This window comes from Mucilaginibacter sp. 22184, assembly GCF_052045695.1.
In the GTDB taxonomy this organism is placed as follows: Bacteria; Bacteroidota; Bacteroidia; order Sphingobacteriales; family Sphingobacteriaceae; genus Mucilaginibacter.
The window spans coordinates 411249-434964 of record NZ_JBQEPI010000006.1 but is presented as its reverse complement, the minus strand read 5'-3'; the positions used below and the strand labels follow the sequence as shown (position 1 = coordinate 434964).

Annotated in this window: 17 protein-coding genes; 11 read left to right on the top strand and 6 right to left on the bottom strand. The window is 42.6% G+C overall.

All coding sequences use genetic code 11. The annotated features are described in order from the left end of the window. The first annotated feature begins 88 nt into the window (after positions 1 to 88). Complete coding sequence (locus tag ACTJKG_RS15680) at positions 89 to 1759, top strand: hypothetical protein (RefSeq protein ID WP_440739770.1); 1671 nt, start codon at positions 89 to 91, stop codon at positions 1757 to 1759. Positions 1760 to 2482: 723 nt separating this feature from the next. After that, a complete protein-coding gene (locus tag ACTJKG_RS15675; protein WP_440739769.1) occupies positions 2483 to 3793 on the top strand; it encodes a hypothetical protein in 1311 nt (436 codons plus the stop codon). 16 nt (positions 3794 to 3809) lie between these two features. Here the strand turns inward: ACTJKG_RS15675 and ACTJKG_RS15670 are convergent, their stop codons facing one another. After that, entirely contained in the window at positions 3810 to 4343 is a 534-nt protein-coding gene (locus tag ACTJKG_RS15670; protein WP_440739768.1) for a GNAT family N-acetyltransferase, read from the bottom strand. Positions 4344 to 4497: 154 nt separating this feature from the next. Here ACTJKG_RS15670 and ACTJKG_RS15665 point away from each other — a divergent pair, with 154 nt between their 5' ends. The 6 genes from ACTJKG_RS15665 to ACTJKG_RS15640 all read left to right on the top strand — a co-directional run bounded on the left by ACTJKG_RS15665 (position 4498) and on the right by ACTJKG_RS15640 (position 13687). Continuing rightward, positions 4498 to 5721 carry a glycoside hydrolase family 88 protein gene (locus ACTJKG_RS15665; protein ID WP_172336890.1) on the top strand — a complete coding sequence of 408 codons (1224 nt, stop codon included), beginning with the start codon at positions 4498 to 4500 and terminating at the stop codon, positions 5719 to 5721. A 16-nt stretch (positions 5722 to 5737) separates the two neighbouring features. Further along, positions 5738 to 6340 carry a TMEM175 family protein gene (locus ACTJKG_RS15660; protein WP_440739767.1) on the top strand — a complete coding sequence of 201 codons (603 nt, stop codon included), beginning with the start codon at positions 5738 to 5740 and terminating at the stop codon, positions 6338 to 6340. Between the two features lie 180 nt (positions 6341 to 6520). Further along, the gene (locus ACTJKG_RS15655; RefSeq protein WP_172336892.1) at positions 6521 to 7120 is read left to right on the top strand and encodes an RNA polymerase sigma factor; all 600 of its coding nucleotides are present in this window, start codon (positions 6521 to 6523) and stop codon (positions 7118 to 7120) included. 93 nt (positions 7121 to 7213) lie between these two features. Continuing rightward, positions 7214 to 8419: a FecR family protein gene (locus tag ACTJKG_RS15650; RefSeq protein ID WP_172336893.1), complete on the top strand. Its 1206-nt coding sequence runs from the start codon at positions 7214 to 7216 to the stop codon at positions 8417 to 8419. Between the two features lie 309 nt (positions 8420 to 8728). Next, complete coding sequence (locus tag ACTJKG_RS15645) at positions 8729 to 12130, top strand: TonB-dependent receptor (RefSeq protein ID WP_172336894.1); 3402 nt, start codon at positions 8729 to 8731, stop codon at positions 12128 to 12130. 24 nt (positions 12131 to 12154) lie between these two features. Further along, positions 12155 to 13687: a RagB/SusD family nutrient uptake outer membrane protein gene (locus ACTJKG_RS15640; RefSeq protein WP_172336895.1), complete on the top strand. Its 1533-nt coding sequence runs from the start codon at positions 12155 to 12157 to the stop codon at positions 13685 to 13687. Positions 13688 to 13742: 55 nt separating this feature from the next. Here the strand turns inward: ACTJKG_RS15640 and ACTJKG_RS15635 are convergent, their stop codons facing one another. Next, on the bottom strand, positions 13743 to 14357 hold the full coding sequence (locus ACTJKG_RS15635) for a trimeric intracellular cation channel family protein (RefSeq protein WP_172336896.1): 615 nt from the start codon (positions 14355 to 14357) through the stop codon (positions 13743 to 13745). Between the two features lie 493 nt (positions 14358 to 14850). Further along, entirely contained in the window at positions 14851 to 16074 is a 1224-nt protein-coding gene (locus tag ACTJKG_RS15630) for a dicarboxylate/amino acid:cation symporter (protein WP_172336897.1), read from the bottom strand. A 352-nt stretch (positions 16075 to 16426) separates the two neighbouring features. On the opposite strand from ACTJKG_RS15630, the gene ACTJKG_RS15625 reads away from it, so the two are divergent. The 3 genes from ACTJKG_RS15625 to ACTJKG_RS15615 all read left to right on the top strand — a co-directional run bounded on the left by ACTJKG_RS15625 (position 16427) and on the right by ACTJKG_RS15615 (position 20455). Continuing rightward, the gene (locus tag ACTJKG_RS15625) at positions 16427 to 18820 is read left to right on the top strand and encodes a TonB-dependent receptor domain-containing protein (protein ID WP_440739766.1); all 2394 of its coding nucleotides are present in this window, start codon (positions 16427 to 16429) and stop codon (positions 18818 to 18820) included. Between the two features lie 167 nt (positions 18821 to 18987). Continuing rightward, positions 18988 to 19566: an HD domain-containing protein gene (locus ACTJKG_RS15620; protein WP_172336899.1), complete on the top strand. Its 579-nt coding sequence runs from the start codon at positions 18988 to 18990 to the stop codon at positions 19564 to 19566. 10 nt (positions 19567 to 19576) lie between these two features. Beyond that, positions 19577 to 20455, top strand: a complete 879-nt coding sequence (locus ACTJKG_RS15615) for a YitT family protein (RefSeq protein WP_172336900.1) — start codon at positions 19577 to 19579, stop codon at positions 20453 to 20455. A gap of 81 nt (positions 20456 to 20536) precedes the next feature. Here ACTJKG_RS15615 and ACTJKG_RS15610 read toward each other — a convergent pair whose 3' ends face one another. The 3 genes from ACTJKG_RS15610 to ACTJKG_RS15600 all read right to left on the bottom strand — a co-directional run bounded on the left by ACTJKG_RS15610 (position 20537) and on the right by ACTJKG_RS15600 (position 23463). Further along, on the bottom strand, positions 20537 to 21580 hold the full coding sequence (locus tag ACTJKG_RS15610) for an adenylate/guanylate cyclase domain-containing protein (RefSeq protein ID WP_440739765.1): 1044 nt from the start codon (positions 21578 to 21580) through the stop codon (positions 20537 to 20539). After that, the gene (locus ACTJKG_RS15605; protein WP_440739764.1) at positions 21580 to 21957 is read right to left on the bottom strand and encodes a response regulator; all 378 of its coding nucleotides are present in this window, start codon (positions 21955 to 21957) and stop codon (positions 21580 to 21582) included. The genes ACTJKG_RS15610 and ACTJKG_RS15605 overlap by 1 nt, the downstream gene beginning before the upstream one ends. A gap of 126 nt (positions 21958 to 22083) precedes the next feature. After that, the gene (locus ACTJKG_RS15600) at positions 22084 to 23463 is read right to left on the bottom strand and encodes an ATP-binding protein (RefSeq protein WP_172336903.1); all 1380 of its coding nucleotides are present in this window, start codon (positions 23461 to 23463) and stop codon (positions 22084 to 22086) included. Positions 23464 to 23716 lie beyond the last annotated feature (253 nt).

Below are 23716 nucleotides of genomic sequence, written 5' to 3'. Positions count from 1 at the left end.
TCAGCATGACAGCTTTTTCTCTTTTTCCACCCCAAATATTTTTATTAGCTGAATCCTTTTAGTAACGTTGTAATACCAATTCACAACTATGCAAAGGCGACACTTTTTAAAACTTTCTTCAGCGGCCACCGCGGCTGTACTCTTTAGCAGGATCACGCATGCTACATCAACCCAAATCACTGCCATCAACGTTCCCGACGAGGTGTGGGCGCAATCTGGCGAGGAATGGTTTCAGTTGAAAGGCAGCAATGGCTCATCGTTTACTTATAAAGATATCAGCGTTAGTTTTAAAACTACGGGTAATGCCAAAGGTGTGTTTGTAAACTCGCCAACACAGCAACTCAACGCGGTTCGGCTGAAATGGAAGCATCACCTGAGTCCCAACTCCAAATTCCTGGGCGACCATTGGGAACGCTCTTATGGAGACCTGCAATGGAAAACTAATCCGGATAAGGTTAAAAATCCATGGTATGTAATTATCCATGATGATAAACAAACGGCCTGTTTCGGCGTAAAAACCGGTTGCAAAGCTATTTGCTGGTGGGGATTGACCAACGATAGCCTGGAACTTACTTTAGATACGCACTCCGGCGGTAACGGGGTAATATTAGGTTCGCGCCAGTTGCATGCTGCCGATATTATTACCACCAACGGCAGGCCTGGTGAGGATGCTTTTTATACCACCCGCAGGTTTTGCGGTATGATGTGCCCCAATCCGCGCTTACCCAAGCAGCCCGCTTATGGTATTAACGACTGGTATTTTGCCTACGGCAATAACTCGTTTGATCTGATCAAGAAAACAACGGCCATGATGGCCGATCTGGTGACCGATACCCATAACCGCCCGTTTTCGGTAGTGGACGCGGGCTGGGCAACCTATTCGCCCTTATTGCCGGGCGATGGCGGCTGGAACGATGATTTCTCGAAGCCTAACGATAAGTTTAAAGATATGCACCTGCTGGCCAACGAGATTAAGCAGTTGGGCATGCGCCCCGGCTTGTGGATGCGCCCGCTTTGTGCCCGTCATGATGAAAAAGCCAGTTTGCTGGCACCTAAAATACCAGGCCGCGACGATCCGAAAAACCCGGTACTTGATCCTACCATCCCCGAAAATATAGCTCGCATTAAGCATAATTTTGATGTGTACAAGCAATGGGGCTATGATATGGTTAAGCATGATTTCAGCACCTACGATATTACCGGCAGATGGGGTGCCGGTATGAAGGACAGCATCACCGCGCCTGGCTGGAATTTTAACGACCGCAGCCGAACCACCGCAGAGATCATTAACGACTTATACGCCGCCATTCGCCAGGCCGCCGGCGATGGCATCTACATTATAGGCTGCAATACCATGAGCCATCTATCCGCAGGGGTATTTGAAATGTGCCGCATTGGCGATGATACCAGCGGCCATGAATGGGAACGTACCCGTAAAATGGGCGTGAATACGCTGGCCTTCCGGCTGCCGCAGCATGATAAATTTTATGCTGTGGATGGCGATTGCGTGGGCCTCACTACCGATATTTCCTGGGAACGCAACAAGCAATGGCTGGAGCTGCTGGCCGGAAGCGGTGCGCCGCTCTTTATATCGGCCCAACCCGAAGCCCTTGGCACGGAGCAAAAAGCTGCTATAAAACAAGCCTTCGCCCAGGCCGCCAAGCCCCAACCCATCGGCGAACCCCTGGACTGGATGACCAATACGCAACCCCAAAAATGGAAACTAAACGGTAAAACGGTGGAGTTTGACTGGAAGTAATTTAATTATTGAATTATTGAGTTAGTGAATTAGTGATTGAAATTATTTAGGTCTTCCTCCGTCAGCAGATAAGCTTCGGGCGAAAAACGGGCAGAACAATGATGGGCGGTGCGGTTGCAAGGACATAGCGAACCTTACCTGAAGTATGGGTGATGAGCGAACGAAGTAGAGGTAAGGTTTAGCAGTCCGTGGTTCTGATCGTTTTGCAGGGCAATGGCCTGTGCGCAAAGAAGCCTCTCTGCTGAAAGCCCTTTGGTTACTTTGTGGCTACAAAGTAACTGGCCCTCCCGCGGCCAAGAGCGGGTATACGCCAGGATGGTTTCCGCGTTATCACGAGATTTTTAAGCTTTGATACTACCCTAATTTTTCGTACATTTATACAAATCACAGCCCGGTACTCTAAACCCAAGAGAACCGGGCTGTTTTGTTAAGAGAAAAACAGGGCCAAAAATCGACCGTTTGGTATGTAGCTATTTGACAATCAATAATTTAATACTTTTTAAACCTTTCAAAACCCATCAAAAATTTGTTAAAAAGTGTTAAAATGGGGTATTTTAAATGAAAAATGAGCTGTTTTTGAGCCGTTTTTACCCTGTTTTCTACTAAAAAAGTGTTAAAATTGAAGGTTTAAAAAGTTCCGGCGGAGCCAATCCGGTGTTTTTTATTTTATAAACAATGGAATTATTATCTTGTTCCACTTTTACATCACCCCGAAAATCTGCCATGAAGAAATTACTGCTTTTTGCACCTATATTGTTTATATTCTCGTGTAAAATGGATCCAGCCCGCGACCGTGAAAATCAAAAACTCAACAGCCTGGCTGCCAAATATGTAAAACTGGGGCTCACCATAGGTCAGTATGATTCCGATTTTGTGGATGCATACTATGGGCCCGATTCGCTGAAACCCAAAACAGAGCCAGTCAAGGAGTTCCCGAAGGACAGCCTGCTGGCCGATGCCAATATTTTGATGAATGAGCTGAGGTCGGTATCGTCATCATCTGTAGTAGATTCCAATAAGTTACGCGCCGACTGGATGTCTGATCAGTTGCTGGCTTTTAGTCGCCGGATACGCATTTTTTCTGGCGAGGAACGCCCTTTTGATGAGGAATCACGTGAACTGTTTGGTGTAACGGCCCCGGTTTATACCGAAGACTACTTTAAGGCCCAGATAGCCCAGCTGGACAGTATTTTACCCGGTAAAGGCCGCGTGAACGATCGATTCCAGAAGCTGGCTAATAAGTTCATCATCCCCAAAGATAAACTCGACCCGGTAATTAAAGCAGCCATTGCCGAGGCTCGCAAACGCACGCTGGCACATTATAAACTGCCTGCTAACGAAACCTTTACTCTGGAGTATGTAACCAACAAACCCTGGAGCGGTTACAACTGGTACAAGGGCGGCTATAAAAGCACCGTACAGATCAATACGGATTTAAAAATATTTATCGATAGGGCAATTGACGTGGGCAGCCATGAAAGTTATCCCGGTCACCACGTGTACAATATGCTGCTGGAAAAGAATTTGTATCATGACAAAGGGTGGGTAGAGATCTCACTGTATCCGTTGTTTAGCCCGCAGTCGTTGATTGCAGAAGGAAGTGCTAATTATGGTATCGAGATGGCCTTCCCGGGAGATGAAAAGGTGAAATTTGCCAAGAGCGTGCTACTGCCGCTGGCTGGTTTAGATACGGCTGGTGTCGAACTGTATTTTAAGGCTTTAGCCATTAAGGGTAACCTGAACTATGCCCGTAACGAGGCCGCCAGGGGGCTGGTAAACAATACGATGTCACGTGACAAAGCCAGAACATACTTAACCAAATACTGCCTTATGAATGATGAAACAGCTGATAAATCGCTCAGCTTTATCAAAAAATACCGCAGCTATGTGATCAACTATAATTACGGATTGGACCTGGTGAAAAATTATATTGAAGGTAACGGCGGCACGGCCAAAGATCCTCAAAAACGCTGGGAATTATTTGGACAACTGCTAAGCCATGAGGTAGCGCCGGCAAGTTTGGTGAAAAAGTAGGGGAATAATGCTGGCTTTAACCAACTTTCAATTCCAAATGAATATCCTCCGGTTCAAGGGCAAACAGTTCCGGGTCGATCTCTTTGGTGATAACTGCGCCGTTCTTTAAATAAAAATCAACGGTGTTTTTGGTTGGAGTGGCGGATATGTATAGCTTTTCTGCTCCCAGGTTTTTTGCAATGATTTTGCATTGCTCCAGCAGATTTTGCCCTGCTTTTTGTCCACGAATGTTTTTGCTTACGTATAAGATATCCATTTTAAGATAGTTATTCCGGGCACCTCGTTTTACTCCTTCCACAGAGGCAACGCCAACAAGCGTATTTTGGTTAAAAGCGCCGATAACCCTTCCGCCGGTGTCTATCAGTTTGTGCTGCCGACGGATGATCTCCTCGAGTTCATCTTTGTCAAAATGAGTAACTATTTGCTGGTCGGGCCTAAGCTGTAACTCACCGTTCTGCATATAGTACCGTTCCAGTATTTCCTCGGCGCGGTCAATTTCAGCTATACGGTGAAGTTCGGCTGAGTGTAGGTCTCTGTAAATAATGCCCATGATAATTGGGGTTAACAAATGGTGGGTCAAGATAATGATTACTGTACAAAAAATGGGGAGCGTAGCAACGGTTTACCCTAAGTGGAATATATTGCTTGCAAATCCGATCAAAATTTGCATTTTTACTGCCAGCCAACTTTTATAATTACCTTTTATGAAATTCAGAATTCTACCTGTTATTGCTTTTGTATTTTTATTTTCGACGTTCGGCGCAAATCTGCACGCGCAAGATAATTTTAAGCCGCAGAAACAATTGTCATCCACCATCAAAAAAAACTTTAAGGATGCGGATGAGCAATATAAATTTCTGGCGAAACAGATAGGTCCGCAGGATTTCCCAAAAACATATCACCCCGATACCAAAAAGCAAGAGAACAGCAATTCGGGCTGGTGGTGCAGTGGTTTTTACCCCGGTAGTTTATTGTATCTGTATGAGCAGGATCATGATCAGTGGTTACTAACCGAAGCTAACCGCATATTAGGTGTACTGGCTAAGGAGCAGTTCAATACGCATACCCATGATTTGGGTTTTATGATGTATTGCAGCTTTGGCAATGCCAATAAGATTGAGCCTAAACCGGAGTATAAACAAATTTTAATCAATAGCGCTAAATCGTTATCAACCCGGTTTAACCCAACTGTAGGCTGTATTAAATCATGGGACTCAAAAAATCCGTCGGATTACCTGGTGATCATCGATAATATGATGAACCTGGAGCTGCTGTTCTGGGCCACGCATGAAACCGGCGATTCCAGCTATTATAAAATAGCAGTTACGCATGCCAATACCACCATGAAAAACCATTTCAGGCCCGATTATAGCTCCTACCATGTGATCAACTATGATGCACAGACCGGTGCGGTTAAAGAAAAGAAAACCGCGCAGGGCTTTGCCAATGAATCGGCATGGGCCAGAGGGCAAGCATGGGGACTGTATGGTTACACCGTAATGTACCGCGAAACCAAAGACAAAAAATACCTGGAGCAGGCGCAAAACATAGCCCGGTTTATACTGACCAATCCCAATCTTCCGGCGGATAAAATACCTTATTGGGATTACAACGCTACTAATATTCCAAATGCGCTTAAAGATGCTTCGGCTGCTGCTATAGCGGCCTCGGCTTTGCTGGAGCTTTGCCGCTATGCGGATAATGATAAGGGACAGGAGTATTTCAATACGGCCGAAACTATTTTAAAAACTTTATCATCACCCACCTATAAGGCACCCATCGGAACCAATGGTGGTTTTATACTGGAGCATAGTGTAGGGCATTTACCAGCCAAAAGCGAAGTTGATGTACCTTTAACCTATGCCGATTATTATTTTATTGAGGCGATGAAGAGGTACCAGGATTTTAACATGAAAAAGAAAAATTAATCATAAGTACTGATCGATGGCATTTGGCAAATCCAGGATAGAAGCTTTTAGTGATGGCGTTATTGCCATTATCATTACTATAATGGTGTTGGAGATGAAAGTGCCCCACGGCGAAAGTTTTGCCTCGTTAAAACCACTCATACCTGTTTTTTTAAGTTATATAATAAGTTTTATTTATGTGGGGATATACTGGAATAACCATCATCACATGTTCCACATTGTAAAATCGATTAATGGAGCAGTATTATGGGCCAATCTTCACCTGCTTTTTTGGTTGTCGCTGATACCCTTTGTAACCGGATGGATGGGCGAAAATCATTTTACCCAGTTACCGGTAGCCTGTTATGGATTTGTATTGGCTATGACCGGTACTGCTTACACGATACTGGAAAAAGTGCTGATCAAACATAGTGGAAAAAATTCGCTTATTGCCAATGTGCTGGGGCGCGATTGGAAGGCAAAAAGTTCTGTAGTTATATATGCCGCGGCAATTGGTATATCCTGGCTAAGTCCTGTTATTAGCTTTGTGTTATATGGTGTGGTTGCCGCGCTTTGGTTTGTGCCCGACAAAAGAATTGAAAATAAATTAACACGCGAAACAACCGAAATTAAAGAGTAATCATATTAGTTTAGATACCCCTGTAAATAAGTAAAAGATCACCAGTTCGCAAGGAACGGTTTTCCAGAAAGAATAAACTTTATCACACAAATACTGTTATAGCACTTTGTTGTTAACATAATGTAGTGCATTTAAGGATTTAATAAAGTTTAATTATTCGACATTATTACACATTTACTTATGTTTGAAATTACTCATGCTGATGAGAAAGATTTGTTGATGCAGGTGGCTTCGGGTAATGAAAATGCCTTTCGCCAGCTTTTTATGTTGCATCACCAGCAATTGGGGGTACACATGCTGCGTATAACAAACTCCATTGAACTGGCCGAAGAAGTGGTACAGGATGTATTCGTGAAAATATGGTTCACACGCGAATCATTGGTACGTGTTGATAATTTTAAAGCATACCTGTTCGTGATATCTAAAAATCATGCTTTAAACTGTTTAAAAAAGCTGGCAAAGGAGCGTGCCATGATCAGGCAATTGGAAGATGCCGATCGCCCTAACCTCGAAGTGGCTGGTACAGATATGTATTATAACCTGTTGGATGAAGCTATCGACCAGTTACCTCCTCAACAACAAAAAGTGTATCTACTGAGCAGACACGGCCGTTTAAAATATACCGAAATAGCCGATCAGCTGGAGCTATCGCGCGAAACCGTAAAAAAATATTTACAGATAGCAACCCTTTCTATAACAGAGTATGTGCATGAGCACCTGGAAGTTATGGCGTTTTTGTCTATCGCGCTAAAAAGTTTTTTTATTTTTTTTAAGAAGTAATACCCCCTTTTTACCCTGCTTGTTGTCATGTATATGAGGTGTTCCTAAAATCCTCATTTGCCAATTATTTACTATGATAAACAATTACACGGTATGAGTGCATTGAATGCAAGATTACATTATCTTTTTAGCAGTTATTATAATCAAACCGCTACCGAGCAGGAGCGGGATGAGCTGTTTCAAATTATAAATGCCTCAACCAATGATGCTGAACTTACCTCCCTTATTCAGCAGGCATGGAACAATCTGGAAGTAAATGAACCACTTTTTGATCATTCAAAAAGTATGGATATGCTCAATAATATCCTTAAAAATGGCAATCAGGACGATATACATATTATTAAGCCTCCAGACGATCATAAATTATGGCTGCGGTTAGGTACGGCTGCTGCCTTGATGATCTTTTTGGGTTTAGGGGCCTATGTTTTGATCAATAAAAAAAAACCATCCGACCAAAAAAAGAATATAGCTAAAATGCAGCACAGGCATGATGCTTTACCTGGTGGCAACAGGGCTTTATTGACATTGGCAAATGGTAAAACGATTTATTTAGATAATGCGCAAAACGGCGTTTTGGCAAAAGAGGGGAGTACACAAATCAATAAAACACATGATGGGCAATTGGTTTATGAAGGAGGTAAAAATGGTGGAGATAGTGGAACGATACCAATGAATACCATTGCTACACCAAGAGGTGGGCAATATCAATTGGTACTTAACGATGGGAGCAAGGTTTGGTTAAATTCGGCATCGTCATTAAGCTTTCCTGCAGTATTTACCGGTAAAACCAGGGACGTGGAAATTACCGGCGAAGCTTATTTTGAAGTAGCCAAAAACGCGGCGATGCCTTTCAGGGTAAAAACCAATCATACCGTTATCGAGGTATTAGGTACCCATTTTAATACCATGGCTTATAATGACGAAGCTGTAATGAAAACCACTTTGCTGGAAGGATCTGTTAAAATAAGCAATAACAACTATACCAGCATTTTAAAACCAGGCCAACAAGCCTCACTAAATCAAAATGGTGCGATCCACGTGGTAAATGATGCTGATGCTGATGATTCGGTAGCCTGGAAAGATGGTTTGTTTCAGTTTACGGATGCCAGTATTCAATCGATCATGAGACAGGTTGCGCGTTGGTACGATGTAGAGGTAAGTTACGAAGGCCAGATCCCGGTTAAGGAATTTACCGGGCGCATATCCCGCAATGTAAAAGCATCAGAACTTTTAGGGATGCTTAAATACGCGGGTGTTAATTTCAAAATAGAAGATAAGCACATTACTATAATGCAATGACCCTGTTTAAAAAAATAAATAAAATCAAAAGACAACTAAACCAAAATATAACTAACCAATTATTCACCTTAAACAACTCTATGATGGAAGAAATACAAAAAATAAGTTAGCTCCGGCATGGGGGATCCGCAACTTATTATACCTGTTTTTGCCCGGTGTAGTCATACCGCGATGAACATGGCATAGAGGTACATGATATAAAAAAACCGGGAAGTGTTCGCTGCACTTTCCCGGCTAAAATTATCTGGGGTCCCAAAAGAATGCAATCAACGAATTGAATTTAATGTTTAACCCAAACACAACAAACTTATGAATTTTAATTCTAAGGCCACGCCCTTGGCATGGCCTCAATTATCCAAAATAATACTGGCTATGAAGCTAACGGCTATTATTATAATTGCAGCTCTTACCAATGTAAGCGCGAAAAGTTATAGTCAGGTGGTGACCTTGCATCAGAAGAACACTACTGTTGAAAAAGTTCTCAGATCGATCGAAAAACAAACTGGCTATCATTTTTTATATGATAAAAAGGATGTATCAAATACAGGTGGAATAAATGTTGAGGTATCCAATGCCTCGCTTCAGGAAGCACTTGATCAGTGTTTTAAAGATCAGCCCTTAACCTACAAAATATTCCAGGAAACTATTGTTGTTAAAAAGAAGGATGTTACCGCAGTAATCACTCCCGCTGCATTTAAGGTGCAAGGTACCGTGAGTGATGATAAAGGACCGCTCCCGGGTGTAAGTGTCAGGGTGAAGGGCTCAAACGTTGGGGTAGTTACCGATGTGAACGGTAAGTATACTTTGAACGCGCCCGATGCCAATGGAACCCTTGTGTTTAGCTTTGTTGGTTATGTTACACAAGAAGTGCCTATCGCTAATAAAGCTCAGCTTGATGTAAAACTGGTTGAAAGCCCCAAAGCATTAAGCGAAGTGGTGGTTGTAGGTTACGGTACCCAAAAAAGGGTCGACCTTACCGGCTCTGTTGGTAGCGTTGGTGCAAAAGCTTTGCAGGAACGTCCCGCAATTAACGTGGAGCAGGAACTGGCAGGTAAAATTGCCGGTGTAAACGTATCGACTAACTCTGGGGCACCAGGTGGTGAAACCAAGATCCGGATACGTGGTTACAGCTCTATCAATGCCGCAACAGATCCGCTGTATGTAGTAGATGGAGTGGTATGGACAGCAGGCGGCGCGGCGTTGAATCCTAATGATATTGAAACTATTGATGTTTTGAAAGATGCATCATCAACGGCCATATACGGTACCCGTGGTGCCAATGGTGTGATCCTGGTAACTACTAAACGTGGTAAAAAGGGGGGTAGTGTAAGTTATGACGCTTATGGAAGCATCAGCTACATGGCCAAAGAGCTGCCCGTGTTAAATTCAAAAGAGTTTTTATCAGTTGAAGACCAATCATATGCCAATATTCCTAAATATGACCCTACTGGCTGGGCTGCAGGAAAATATGTAGATGATGATCCTAAAAAGATACGTACGGCATTGATAGGTAAATTATTTGATCAGAATTTAAATCCGTTATATGACGTTGATTGGCAAAAAGCCACTACGCGTACAGCTTACAGTCAAAATCACAATGTTACGTTTACCGGCGGTTCTGATAATCTTACTTACGGTTTGTTCCTGAATTATGCAGATGATGAAGGTATTATATTGAATAGTTATCAAAGACGTTATAATGCACGATTAACCATTGATCACCAGGTAAAGCCATGGTTAAAAGTTGGTGCTACCATAAACTATAACAGCTCCGAGCAGCGTACAGCAGATGACGGTACAGGTGGTAATAATATTCCGCGCATGCTGATTGAGATGATTCCGATTGTACCTATAAAATACCCAGATGGTACTTACGGTAAAAGAACCGATTATCCAAACATGGAGGGTGGTGACAACCCGGTTGCACAGGCTAATGAGGTAGAAAATCTTTACAGAAAACGTGTATTTAGTGGGAATGGTTATTTAAACTTAAACCTTGCACCAGGCCTGGAGTTCCGCAGTACTTTAGGTGTTACTACGCAGGCTAATTACAACCCACATTTCCAGAGTGGTTTAGTTGGTGGGGCAACGGCAGATCAAAGCAATAGCTCGGCTTCTATAAATGAATATAATGATACTTTTTGGCAGTGGGAAAATCACTTTACCTATAACAAAACATTTAATAAAATACATTCATTAAACGTAGTTTTAGGTACAGAAAGGCAAAACTTTAATGAGCTCAGTGTTGGCTCATCAACATCGGGTTTGGCAGATAATTATTTCCAGTTTTACAACCTTGGAGCAGGGTCAGTACCAGGTACACCGGCATCAGGTTATTACGCCTGGCAGATACAATCGTATTTCGCGAGGGTAAACTATGGTTATAAAGACAAGTATTTGTTAACATTAACTGGTCGTGAAGATGGTTCGTCGCGCTTTGGTACAGGTAAAAAATATGGCTTCTTTCCATCAGCAGCTTTGGCCTGGCGCGTATCTCAGGAAGATTTCATGAAGGATAATAAAACCATTTCAGACCTGAAACTTAGATTTAGCTATGGCTTAACCGGTAACTCTGAAATTGGCCAATACAGATCACAAGCCTCATTACCTATCGGTAGCTATCCGTTTGGTGGAAACCGCAATTCAGCTACAGTAATTGATATCGGCAGCCCTGGTAACCCTGATTTGCAATGGGAAAAAACCTCGGAGTATAACTTCGGCTTGTCATTTGGGGTATTGAATAACAGAATCACCCTTGATGCTGATGCTTATTACAAAAAAACCAAAGCGTTGTTGTTAAATGCACCACTACCTGAAACCAGCGGATTTAATAGTGTTTATAAAAACATTGGTAGTCTTGAAAATGAGGGTATTGAGTTAACGTTGAACACGGTTAACATTAAAACGGATAATTTTAGCTGGAATTCTACATTTAATATCTCCTTCCTGAAAAATAAGATACTACACTTAGGTGCAGCAAATGATGATATTTATCTTGATCCAACGTTCCTTTCACAGTTTAACTTACTGCGTGTTGGTCAGCCTGCCAGTGTTTTTTATGGTTACAAAGTGCTGGGTACCTGGGGTACTGCAGAGGCAGCTGAAGCAGCCAAGTTCAACCTGTTGCCTGGAGATTTGAAAATTCAGGATACCAACGGCGATGGCAAAATCACTGTTGCTGACAAACAGATACTGGGTAAATCTACCCCGTCTGGATACGGAACATTTAGCAACACCTTCCGTTACAAAGCTTTTGATTTGGGTATCGAGCTGCAGTTTAACTATGGCAACCAGATCATGAACTTAACCCGCCACTCTGGTCAGGACCGTACCGGTCAGGCAAACAGCTACGCTACTGTGTTAAACGCATGGACGCCTACTAACCAAAATACCAGTATAGCACAGGATCGTCCGGCTTATGTTTATTATCAAACAGAGATCTATTCAACCAAGGTAGAGAGCGGTAACTTCATCCGTGGCCGCAACGTAACCTTAGGCTATAATTTCCCGGATAATCTGGTTAAGAAAATAAAACTAAGCCGTTTAAGAGTGTATGCACAAGGACAAAACCTGTTCCTGATCACCAAGTACACTGGGTATGATCCTGAAACTTCAACCTATAACGGCAGCAGTAACTTTACCCAGGGTATACAATTTTATGATTATCCAAAGCCAAGAACCTTCTTATTGGGTTTAAATGCAAGTTTTTAATTAAATACCTCAATACGTATAATTATGAAATTTAATTTAAAAAAATACAGGATCGGTCTTTCAGCACTGATTGTTATAGCAAGTGTATCTGGTTGCAAAAAATATCTTGATGAAGATAACCGCAGCAACTTTACGCAAGAAAATTATTTTACCTCCGCCAACCAGGCCCGTACTTTTGTGAACGGCATTTATGGAGGTTATATTAATAACATTAATTACGGTCTTTACTTTTTTCAAAATGGAGATGCTTATGGCGAGGCCCCGTTTATTACATTGGAACTTTTTGCCGGACATACCACAACATTGGGGCAAAGCGTAAATAATAAAAAAGTAATAAACGAAAATACCGACCCTACCAACCCTGGCTTTGAAACTGTTTGGAAAAGCTGTTATACGGCCATTGAAGAATCCAATCTTGCTCTGGCCCGCATTCCGGCTATCAGTATGGATGCTAACGTTAAAAAGTCGTTATTAGGAGAAGTTTACTTTTTGAGGGCTTTTTATTATTACCACCTGGTAAGGCTATATGGCGATGTTCCATTGATAACACAACCAGTTGATTTATCAAGCCCGCTTTTATACCCGGCTCGTACACCACAGGCACAGGTTTATGACTTGATTGTTAGTGATCTGCTTGCTGCAGAACAGTCTGGTTTACCTAATACCGATCAAACAGGTAAGGTGTCATTAGGCGCTGTACACACCTTGCTTTCAAGTGTTTATTTAACTATGGCCGGTTATCCGTTGCAAAAAACAGAAAACTACCAGAAAGCCGCCGATGAAGCTAAACAAGTATTGCCTTTATATACGCTGTTTACAGATTATGCCTATTTGCATGACAATCCTCACAAAAACCAGGGCGAATTGATATTTCAAAGCCAATACCTGGTAGGTGTTGCCACTAATGCTATAACCCAGTTAACAGTGCCTTTCAATTTACAGGTTGGTGCTTATGGAGACCACCTGGGAGCAATGATCCCGACAGACGCTTTCTTTGCGAGTTATGAGGCCGGGGATAAACGTACACAGGAAAAGCAATTCTATTTTTCTAAATATCCGGATGCCAATAATCCTGCCGATACCATCACTTTTGGCGAGCACTGCCTGTATAAATATTTCCAGGTTGAAAGCTCGGTATCTGGTACTGCTAACAGTGGTAAATGCGATGAAAACTGGACGCTTTTACGTTTACCTGAGGCCATGCTGATTTATGCCGAAGCATCAAATGAGGTAAATGGACCGACAGCCGACGCTTACGACGCGGTTAACCAAATACGTACCCGTGCAAAATTGGCACCATTGAGTGGGTTAACCAAAGATCAGTTTCGTGTAGCTATCTGGAAAGAGCGCTATCATGAATTGGCTTATGAAAACAAAGCTTATTTTGATATTCAACGCACCCATCAGATATATGATGTGAAGAACAATGTGTTTGGTCCGGCAACCTCTACTGCAAATGAGCAAGGGGTGACCATGAAGGATCAATACTATTTGTGGCCGATCCCACAACGCGAGATCGCTACCAATAGTAAATTAACACAAAACACGGGCTGGTAATATTGATCATTAGCATAACAAAAAAGCCCTCCGGTATTCCGGAGGGCTTTTCTATTTAATGCCATTCTTCGTTGTAAACAAATTTGGGCATTTGCCATTTATAACGGATAGATAACAAGCGCAATGCTAAGCCAATAACACATGCCAGTACTATGGCCAATTCAGAACTTCCGCCCATATACTCTATACCTAAATAAGCAGCGCCGGTAACTATCGAAGCGCTGGCATATATCTCCTTATGAAACAGCAGCGGGATATCATTACACAGCACATCCCGAAGCACGCCGCCTGCGCAGCCGGTGATCATTCCACTGAACATCACAATAATGGGAGGGAGGTTTATTTGCTGCGCTATCTGGCAGCCAATAATGGTAAATACTACCAGGCCCAGGGCGTCAAGATATAAGAATAGCTTTTTGAGTTTGGTCATTAACGAGGCGATGATGGCAGCCAATATGGCGGCTCCCGCGGTGATGAGCAGGTATTCGGGGTGCTCAACCCAGCTCATGGGATAATGATTGAATAAAATATTACGTACGGTGCCTCCGCCCAGGGCGGTAACCCAGGCAATAATACAAACGCCCACCCAATCCATATTACGCCTTCCGGCAGATAACGCGGCCGTCATGGCCTCAGCAATAATGGCGATGATGTATAATATATGCAGCATAATGATCCTAGAATTTTAAGCGCGATTAATAGAGACCAAATATAATTATTCGGGATTACTAAATAAACGACGTTTGAACAGACAGTCAAAAGTGGGTTTACATGGTTTACATTTTTTATGGTTTGCATTATTTTAATTAATTGATATACAGTGACTTAATTGTTATTTATCGATATATTATGGGTTTTTATGTAAACCCACTTTTGGGGCTTTTGCGAGGGGGATTATAGAGAAGATAATATTATTGAGCGAAGGAATTTTGCAAACCCCATCGGGGTTCAAGCTTTGTAGAAAAAGGCCAGCCCCGATGTCAGTGCCGTAGGTACTGCACTCAGGTTGCATACCTACGGCGTGCTAAATGCTTATTGTTTGTTCTCTACAAAGCTTTTACTCCTACGGAGTATACTTAACTTGCTGACAATTTGATGGTAATGAGGTGTTTTAAGCTGCTTGCATCATGAAAAAACCGTATAATCCATGGTTTGCTGGCGATCTATTCCTCGGCCTTATTGAGCCAGTTTTTACCCTCGCTGAAGCGGGTTACCAACATGGCCGCGACAGTGTCGCCTGTGGCGTTTAAAAGGGTAGCCATGGGATCAACCAGCGTACCGATGATCATGGCAGGAGGGAGCGCTTCGGGCGGGAAACCGTAGGCGGATATAAACAGCAGCTCGCCGATGTACCCTCCGTTGGGTATACCGCCTTCAACCAGGCTCACCAGCACCGTCATAGCCAGTGCCAGCGCAATAGTATCGGCGCTATTAAAGCTTTTGCCGAACAAGGCAAACACTACTACCATTTTTACGATGGATGAAATGCTTGAGCCATCCTTATGCAGTGTGCCGCCAAGTGGTATAGTAACATTGGCTATCATATCGGGGATGCCCATTTTTTTTGCGGCATCCAGGTTGGCTGGTATGGTAGCTATGCTGCTGCAGGTGCCTACCGCCGTTGCCGATGGTATGATATTATTGCGCCAGTACTTTTTTATTCCTTTTACGCCACCGGCTATAAAAGCGTATAAGCTAAAGATCACCACAAAATAAAAGGCTCCTACACCGTAATACAAACCCATAGAACGGGCATAACCCCCAAACAATTGCGGCCCGAACACACCTACCTGGTAAGCAAAATAGGCCCCCAGGCCAATAGGGCCAAGTTCCATGATGAGGATGAAGATATTTTTAAATACCTCGTTACCGCTATGCAAAAAACGGGCGAATGAAGCTCCTTTTTCGCCCGAGCGCAGAGTGGCAAAACCTATCAGTATCGAAAAAATGATAGCAGCCAGCATACTTTTTCTGGATAGGAGCTGGTAAAATTCGCTGGTGGTAAATAACTGGGTGAGCTGATCTCCAAAAGGTTTTTTAACAATGGCTTCGGTTATGGGGCTGGCCACCAAATGCTGATGAATAGGAAATATCCATGTAGCAATAATGGTTATGATAGCCGCTACAAGCACGGTTGATAAAAAAACCAGGGAGGTGATACCCAGTAAGCGACCAAGACGGTTTGATCCGTCGAGCCCGGCAATGGCCGATGCTATGGCAAAAAATACCAGTGGTACCACCGCCGTAAATAACAGGTTCAGGAAAATATCGCCGATGGGTTTTATCAACTCCACCTTGTTGCCCAAAAGCAATCCGGCTATACTGCCCGCGATAATACCGATCATGAGCATGATAATGCCCTTGTAGTTTTTGAACCAGCTATTCATTGGGCTAATATAATTCTTATATGCCGAAATATACCTGAATGGAGTGTAATGGGGTATAAATCATTCTAAAAAAGGGTGTCATGCTGAGCTCCGTCGAAGCATGGTGGGAAGGCCTCTGCGCTCTGCCCTTCGACAGAGCTCAGGGTGACAGCCCTATTTTTTGGATAACTATTTGTTTGCTATATCTACGCTGCGGGCTAAATACAAGCAGAATTGTGATCAGTTATTAACGAAATCGTATTAGTATTTTTTTATTTGGATTTATTCTAAATAAAAATAACTTTGCGGCGTTTAACCACTATCCGTTTAAACACACATAACTATTGATCTCACACCACTAGCCCCTAACGCAATGACGCATTTTTTACAAAAAAATCATCCCCCCACGTTAAGTTTTATATTTTGGATCTTCTTTTTAACGCTTTGCTTTAGTAGCCACGTTGCATCGGCACAAACACCAACAGGCAGCATAAAAGGTATCGTTAAAACCGGCGATAACGAGCCTATAGGTCTGGCCACACTGCTCATCAAAGAAACCAATCAGCGCACCATGACCAGCGTAAATGGTCGTTTCAACTTTAAAAAAGTAAAACCTGGTACCTATACCTTAGTTGCTTCCTATGTAGGCTCAACCACCAAATTGCAGCAGATCACCGTAGCGGAAAATGCTGAGGCAGTTGCCGAATTTATACTGGAGGATGACAGCAAAAACTTACAGGAAGTAAGTGTGAAAGGTCACAAAACCAATAAATTCCTGAAAAAAGAAACTGAAGATGTGGCCCGTTTACCACTCAAAAACCTGGAGAACCCACAAGTATATAGTGTAGTAACCAGCGAACTGATGAAAGAGCAGGTTGTAACCAGTTATGTTGATGGCTTTAAAAATATCCCTGGTACAGGTGTGCCATTAGTATACAACAACGGGCGTACAACACTTTTGTCACGCGGTTTCACTACCGGTAACTTTATCCGTAACAGCGTAGCCGGCTATAACTTTAATGCGATTGACCCTGCCGACATTGAAAAGATAGAAGCTATCAAAGGTCCTACAGGCACACTGTTTAACAGTAGCTTAGCCTCATTTGGCGGTTTATTTAACCGCGTTACTAAGCAGCCTTTTGGTACACCGCGTACCGAGATAAGCTACAATACCGGCAGTTTTGACCTGAACCGCTTAACCGCCGATATAAACACGCCATTGAACCAGGATAAAACATTATTATTTAGGGTTAATACCGCCCTGCACACCGAACACAGCTTTCAGGATGCCGGTTATACCCGCAGCTTTTTTGTAGCGCCGAGCATCACTTACATCATTAATGACCGTTTATCTGTTGATGTTGATGCGGAGATAGGTAACGGCAGCGCCACATCTGCTTACCGCCTGGCACCGGATCCTAAAGCTAAAATATACAATATTAAAGATCTGGGTATTGATTATAAACGCTCATTTGCCAATAATAATCTGGATTACCAGAGTAGGCAGATCGATCTATACGCCTTGGTAAACTATAAAATATCTGACAGCTGGAAATCACAAACCATGTTTAACAAAACCTTCTCTACAACCAAGGGGTATGTTACGGCAATGACTATAGCTGATACGGGTATAAGAAGGCAAGTAACTAAAGAGGATTATCCGTATTACATCACCAACGTACAACAGAATTTTATTGGAGATTTTAAGATAGGTAAATTCCGCAACCGTATTGTTACTGGTTTTGAGTACTACAGCCAAAAAAGCAATTTTACGAATGCCGTAGTAAATATGCCATTGATCAATTACAAAAATCCAGGAGCAGCTTACAATAATTATACCCCAGAAAAGGTTTCGGCATTGATCAATGCTCAGGCCCCTAAAGTTGGCGACTATGTACAAAATAACCAAAGCTCATTCGCGGCTTATGTGTCTGATGTGTTCAACATTACCGACAGACTGAACGCCATGGCCAGTCTGCGTATCGACCGTTTTATAAACAAAGGTGCTTATACGCCTGCTGATGGTAAAACCACGGGTAACTTTAACCAAACCGCATTGTCGCCAAAATTTGGTTTGGTTTATCAATTGGTTAAAGACAAGGTATCGTTGTTTGGCAACTATATGAACGGTTTCAACAATGTTACAGCAACCAGCTTTGATAATACGCCATTTAAACCTCAATACGCCAACCAGTGGGAAGGCGGTGTAAAAGTTGATGTGTGGGATCATAAGATCAGTTCAACGGTTAGCTACTATGACATTTCGGTAACCAACACTACGATGGATGATCCGGCACACCCGGGATTTTCAACCCAGGCCGGTACGCAGTTAAGTAAAGGTATTGAGGCTGAATTGATAGCTAACCCTTTTGCCGGCTTTAACATTGTGGCGGGCTTCGCCTATAACAATAGTAAAATAACTAATGCAGCAGCTGGTACAGGTATACAAGGTTTACGCCCAGCTGCATCAGGTCCGGCACGCTTGGCTAACTTATGGGCAAGTTACCGTATTACCAATGGTAAGATGGAGGGTTTGGGGTTTGGCGTTGGTGGTAACTACGGCAGCTCTTCATACCAAACCAACACAGCAACGTTTAAATTTACTATACCATCCTATACCACGGTTGATGCGACAGCTTTTTATGATCAGCCTAAATACCGCATTGGTGTAAAACTGGATAACTTGACTAACGAAAAATACTGGTCGTTTCGTTTAGCACCGCAAAACCCAACCCGGTTTACGCTTAACCTAACGCTTAAAATGTAAGCTGTTTAAATATGATAAAAAGCCTGCTGATCGTCAGCAGGCTTTTTTGTTTTTATCTTATTGGAGACGCAGATATGCGTCTCTATGTCTTGTTTTTAATGTAGAGACACATATTTGTGTCTCCCGATAAACCAAATTATTATATTAGCGATCAATTTTAACCACCGATGCAGATTGAACAGGCCCGGGAATTTATACTGGATAAACTAAAAAAAGAGCTTCCTGAATGTTTTCATTATCATAATGCCGATCATGCTGTGGATGTGTACACCGCGTCGAAACAACTGGCGCAAAGTGAGGGAATAGGCGAGGAGGAAATCCAACTGTTGCTTACTGCGGCTTTGTTTCATGACTCGGGATTTTTAGCAGGGCAAAAAGATCATGAAAGTAAATCATGCGTTAATGCCCGTTTATACCTACCCAACTTTGGTTATACCAGTGAAGAGATAGGCAGGATATGCGATATTATTATGGCGACCAAAATGCCGCAAAATCCTCAGGATCATTTAGGTGAAATTATTTGTGATGCAGATTTGGATTATTTAGGCCGGAATGATTTTTTTGTACTCAGTAAAAAGCTATTTTCGGAACTTGTAATAACCGATGGTTTGAAGACCGAACAGGACTGGGATAAACAGCAGATCGTTTTTCTGAAAAGTCATCATTATTTTACCAAAACAGCCATCGAATTGCGCGGCCCGGTGAAGCAGCTGCATTTAGAAGAGATCATTAAAAGAACAGTTTAAAATATAATTCATGACCAAACCGGAACACAGTTTACCCGAAATAATTAAGGATGTTGTAACCGTAACCATAGGGATATTATTTTGCGGTTTTGCCCTCAAAGGTTTTTTGGTACCCAACAGCTTTTTTGATGGTGGTGTTACCGGTATATCGCTGCTGATACATGAATTGTATCATAAGAATATCGCATTTGTTATTGTAGTAGCTAATATTCCCTTCATTATTATGGGGATGTTCCAGGTTAATAAGACATTCGCGCTTAAAACCTTTGCCTGTGTGGTTGCACTGGGCATTTGTTTGCATTATGTACCATACCCGGTTATCACTTCTGATAAACTACTGGTATCTATATTTGGCGGGGTGTTCATGGGTTTAGGTGTAGGCCTGTCCATCCGAGGCGGCTGCGCATTGGATGGTATCGAAATATTAGCTCTTTATACCTTAAAACGGAGCAGTTTTACCATCAGCGAGATCATCCTGGGTATTAACATTATCATTTTCTTAATAGCAGCCTTTAAGCTTGGATTGCCAACCGCGCTGTATTCCATATTAACCTATTATACTGCCTCACGCACCATCAGCTTTGTGATTGATGGCCTGGAGGAGTACACGGCCGTAAACATCATATCAGGCCAAAGCGAGATCATTAAAGAAAGGCTGGTGATGGAACTGGGCCGGGGAATCACCGTTTACAAAGGCGAGCGTGGCTTTTTAAAAGAAAGCTTTGACGTTCACCAACCGGTGGATATCATCTTTACCGTAATAACCCGCTTTGAAGTACGCAGGCTAAAAAACCTGGTTCACAGCATCGATCCCAAAGCCTTCGTATTTACCAACAGCATCAAGGAAGCAGCCGGCGGTGTATTGAAGAAACGGGTTAGGGAGCATTAAATAAGTCAGAAGTCAAAATTAAAAAGTCAAAACTATTTGATTCTTAAAGTTGACTCAAAACTCATCACTCACTACTCAAAACTAACTCACCACCTCGTATATCTCCACCGGTTTAGCTTTGTTTTTCAGACTTACTTCGCCAATTTTGTTGAGTTCGAATGATTCTTTTGCCTTTTCGTAAACATCGTGGGTAACGATGATCTGGTTGGCTTGCGCAACCGACTGTAAGCGTTGGGCCAGGTTAACGGCATCGCCTATTACGGTATAATCCAGGCGTTTTAAAGAGGCCGAACCGATATTGCCGGAAATCATTTCGCCAGAATTGATACCTATGGAAACTTCGGGTTTAAATGTTTTGTCGCCATAAACTATGGGTTCGGCAGCATGCATTTTTTCACGAACAGCAAGAGCAGCGTCGATAGCCCTATCGAGGTGATATTCACCCCGGAAGACAGCCATTACGGCATCACCCATAAATTTATCGATATGTCCGTTTTGCGCTATGATCTCCTTCACCATAGCATCAAATAATTTATTAATCAACCCCACCACGGTATTGGCGGGTACATGCTCAGAAATGGCTGTAAAACCGCATATATCAATAAATATAACAGTTCCGTCAATAGTTTCGTTAGAGAGCAGGCTGGTTTCAAACTCCTTATGAGTCATAAAGTTCAACACATTCTCATCCACATACATACGTAATATGTTGTTCTCTTTGATAGCCTGCATGGTTTTTTTGAGTTCGATAACATGCAACAGTGTTTTTTCGATAGTAATATCCAGATCTTCGAAATTAACAGGTTTCACCACAAAATCAAATGCTCCCCGGTTCATGGCCGTGCGGATGTTGTCCATATCGCTATAGGCCGATACCATAACTGCTTTCAAAATAGGGTTGGCCTCAGGCAGTTTGGTAAGCAGGGTAAGGCCATCCATTTCGGGCATGTTGATGTCGCTTAAAACCACATCAATATCAGGTTGTTCGGCCAATTTTTTTAGCGCGTCGTAACCATTCTGGGCAAATACAAAATCAAATACCTTTTCTCTGATCTTTTTCCTGAATTTCTGTTTGATGAGTAATTCCAGGTCCGATTCATCATCAACCACCAGTATCTTGGCCATTATTGTTCTATGTGTTTTAGTTTGTCTTTCAAATTATTGAAATCAAGGGGCTTGGTTAAAAAATCATTGGCACCCAGCTCCATAGATTGTCTGTAGTTCTCGTCATCGCCATAGGCGGTTATCATCATCACTACCGGTGGTGGTTTTTCGTAAGTGCTCCTGATATTCCTGAGCAATTCCAGCCCGCTCATGCCCGGCATATTGATATCTGATAAAATAAGGATCACTTCAGAGTGATTTTGCTCCAGGTATCCCATGGCCTCTTCACCTGATAGCGCGAAGGTAAACATCATTTCGCCGCTTTTGATCTCCTTGCGGAAACGCTGGGTAAATAATGGCTGTACATCGGCCTCATCATCAACAACAAGTATCTTCAATTTAGTTAGTGAATTAATTTAATTAGTGAATTAGTGATAAAAAAAAATATCATGCTATATTCGTTGTTTTTCAAGTTCTTGTCCTAAGTCCTTGCGCTTTGTTCCCCAAATCCTTACTCCAAAATCCTAGCCATTTAGCGGTATGGTGATGGTGAATTTGGCAAATTCTCCTTCCTGGGTATCTACCTTTAATTCGCCGTTATGGGCTTTGGTGATGATATCATAGCTCATGGATAAACCCAGACCGGTTCCCTGCCCGGTAGGTTTGGTGGTAAAAAACGGCTGATAGATCTTATCCAGCACTTTTTGAGGGATCCCCATGCCATTGTCACTTACCGTGATTTCAACCGCGTTGTGGCCATTGGCGAGTGTTACGCGTTTGGTGGTCACATTTACCATGGGCTCATAGCCTTCGCCTTTAAGTCTTTTCTTTTCGGCCACGGAGTAAAACGAGTTGTTGTACAAGTTAAGCAATACCCGCCCAAGATCCTGTGCCATGGCATCCACCTGGCCAATGGTTTCATCAAAACTGGTTCTCATGCCGGCGTTAAATGATTTGTCCTTAGCGCGCAGACCGTGATAGCTTAAACGCAGATACTCATCGGCCAGGGCATTAATATCAGTAGGCTCTTTTTTACTGGTTGACGCGCGCGAGTGCTGCAGCATACCTTTCACAATAGCATCGGCACGTTTACCATGCTGGTTTATTTTTGAAAGGTTTTGGGTAAGATCGTTGATGATGTCGTCCGCCTCTTCTTTGGCATCATCTGATAGCTTGCTTAAAATATCTTCTTTAAGCTCATCCAGTAGTTCGATACTTACCTCGCTAAAGTTATTAACAAAGTTTAATGGGTTTTGTATTTCATGAGCAATACCGGCGGTAAGCTCGCCCAGTGATGCCATTTTCTCTTGTTGTACCAGTTGTGCCTGAGTGCTTTTGAGTTCGGCCAGGGTTTGTTGCAGTTCTTCTTTTTGTTGGGTAAGTTCGGCGGTACGTTCCCGTACCTGGCTCTCCAGGTTAACCTTCATGGCCGCCATCATACGGTTCTGCTCTTCCTCGTTACGGCGTTTGGTGCGCTCAATCTCCAACGCTTTGTTTTGCCGGCGATTGATAAACCACATCGCACAAAACCAGATTACCGCAAACCAGATGGCACTCTCCATAAAAGTGTCGATGCTCTCGTAAAGCTTGGGGAACAAGTGCTCGCAGGCAAAAGTAAGAAAGCCAACCGCAACAATAGGGATCACCGCGTTAACAAGAGACCGGCTCGATTTAAATTCCTCTACCGTATAAGGAAGCGCCGTAACCCCGGCAGCTAATACATAAATAAGCAACTGAAAAATTGGCCTGCTCTCATAATTAAAGCTCATGCCCATAAGCGCGATCGCGGTACACATCGCGTACAGCAGGTATTGTGACCACGGTGAATTGATACCATCCCGCTTTAGGTTTTTACGTAGTTGTGTACATAAGAAAAAGGTAATAAGCGCCGAAAATCCCGCCATATGTCAATTCAGTTAGTGCTGGTATGGTTAATAGTGATCAGTTTTTAAAACTAAATATTTAATTTGAATATATTAAATGTATAGCTCTCTGATGTTATGTTTTTGTTACTCCGTCATCCCGGTTTTATACGTACAGTGTGGTGATCCGGTTTATGTTTTTAATTGCCTGCGAAAAATACAAGTTTTCGAAACGTGTTTTGTTATCATTTTTTAAAATCGTACGCATAAGTATTTTCTTTTTTTAGGTGATGAT

Bases quoted from the DNA above. Each gene is read 5' to 3' on its own strand.
- ACTJKG_RS15680 (WP_440739770.1), top strand. From the start codon at position 89: ATGCAAAGGCGACACTTTTTAAAACTTTCTTCAGCGGCCACCGCGGCT.
- ACTJKG_RS15675 (WP_440739769.1), top strand. From the start codon at position 2,483: ATGAAGAAATTACTGCTTTTTGCACCTATATTGTTTATATTCTCGTGT.
- ACTJKG_RS15670 (WP_440739768.1), bottom strand. From the start codon at position 4,343: ATGGGCATTATTTACAGAGACCTACACTCAGCCGAACTTCACCGTATA.
- ACTJKG_RS15665 (WP_172336890.1), top strand. From the start codon at position 4,498: ATGAAATTCAGAATTCTACCTGTTATTGCTTTTGTATTTTTATTTTCG.
- ACTJKG_RS15660 (WP_440739767.1), top strand. From the start codon at position 5,738: ATGGCATTTGGCAAATCCAGGATAGAAGCTTTTAGTGATGGCGTTATT.
- ACTJKG_RS15655 (WP_172336892.1), top strand. From the start codon at position 6,521: ATGTTTGAAATTACTCATGCTGATGAGAAAGATTTGTTGATGCAGGTG.
- ACTJKG_RS15650 (WP_172336893.1), top strand. From the start codon at position 7,214: ATGAGTGCATTGAATGCAAGATTACATTATCTTTTTAGCAGTTATTAT.
- ACTJKG_RS15645 (WP_172336894.1), top strand. From the start codon at position 8,729: ATGAATTTTAATTCTAAGGCCACGCCCTTGGCATGGCCTCAATTATCC.
- ACTJKG_RS15640 (WP_172336895.1), top strand. From the start codon at position 12,155: ATGAAATTTAATTTAAAAAAATACAGGATCGGTCTTTCAGCACTGATT.
- ACTJKG_RS15635 (WP_172336896.1), bottom strand. From the start codon at position 14,357: ATGCTGCATATATTATACATCATCGCCATTATTGCTGAGGCCATGACG.
- ACTJKG_RS15630 (WP_172336897.1), bottom strand. From the start codon at position 16,074: ATGAATAGCTGGTTCAAAAACTACAAGGGCATTATCATGCTCATGATC.
- ACTJKG_RS15625 (WP_440739766.1), top strand. From the start codon at position 16,427: ATGACGCATTTTTTACAAAAAAATCATCCCCCCACGTTAAGTTTTATA.
- ACTJKG_RS15620 (WP_172336899.1), top strand. From the start codon at position 18,988: ATGCAGATTGAACAGGCCCGGGAATTTATACTGGATAAACTAAAAAAA.
- ACTJKG_RS15615 (WP_172336900.1), top strand. From the start codon at position 19,577: ATGACCAAACCGGAACACAGTTTACCCGAAATAATTAAGGATGTTGTA.
- ACTJKG_RS15610 (WP_440739765.1), bottom strand. From the start codon at position 21,580: ATGGCCAAGATACTGGTGGTTGATGATGAATCGGACCTGGAATTACTC.
- ACTJKG_RS15600 (WP_172336903.1), bottom strand. From the start codon at position 23,463: ATGGCGGGATTTTCGGCGCTTATTACCTTTTTCTTATGTACACAACTA.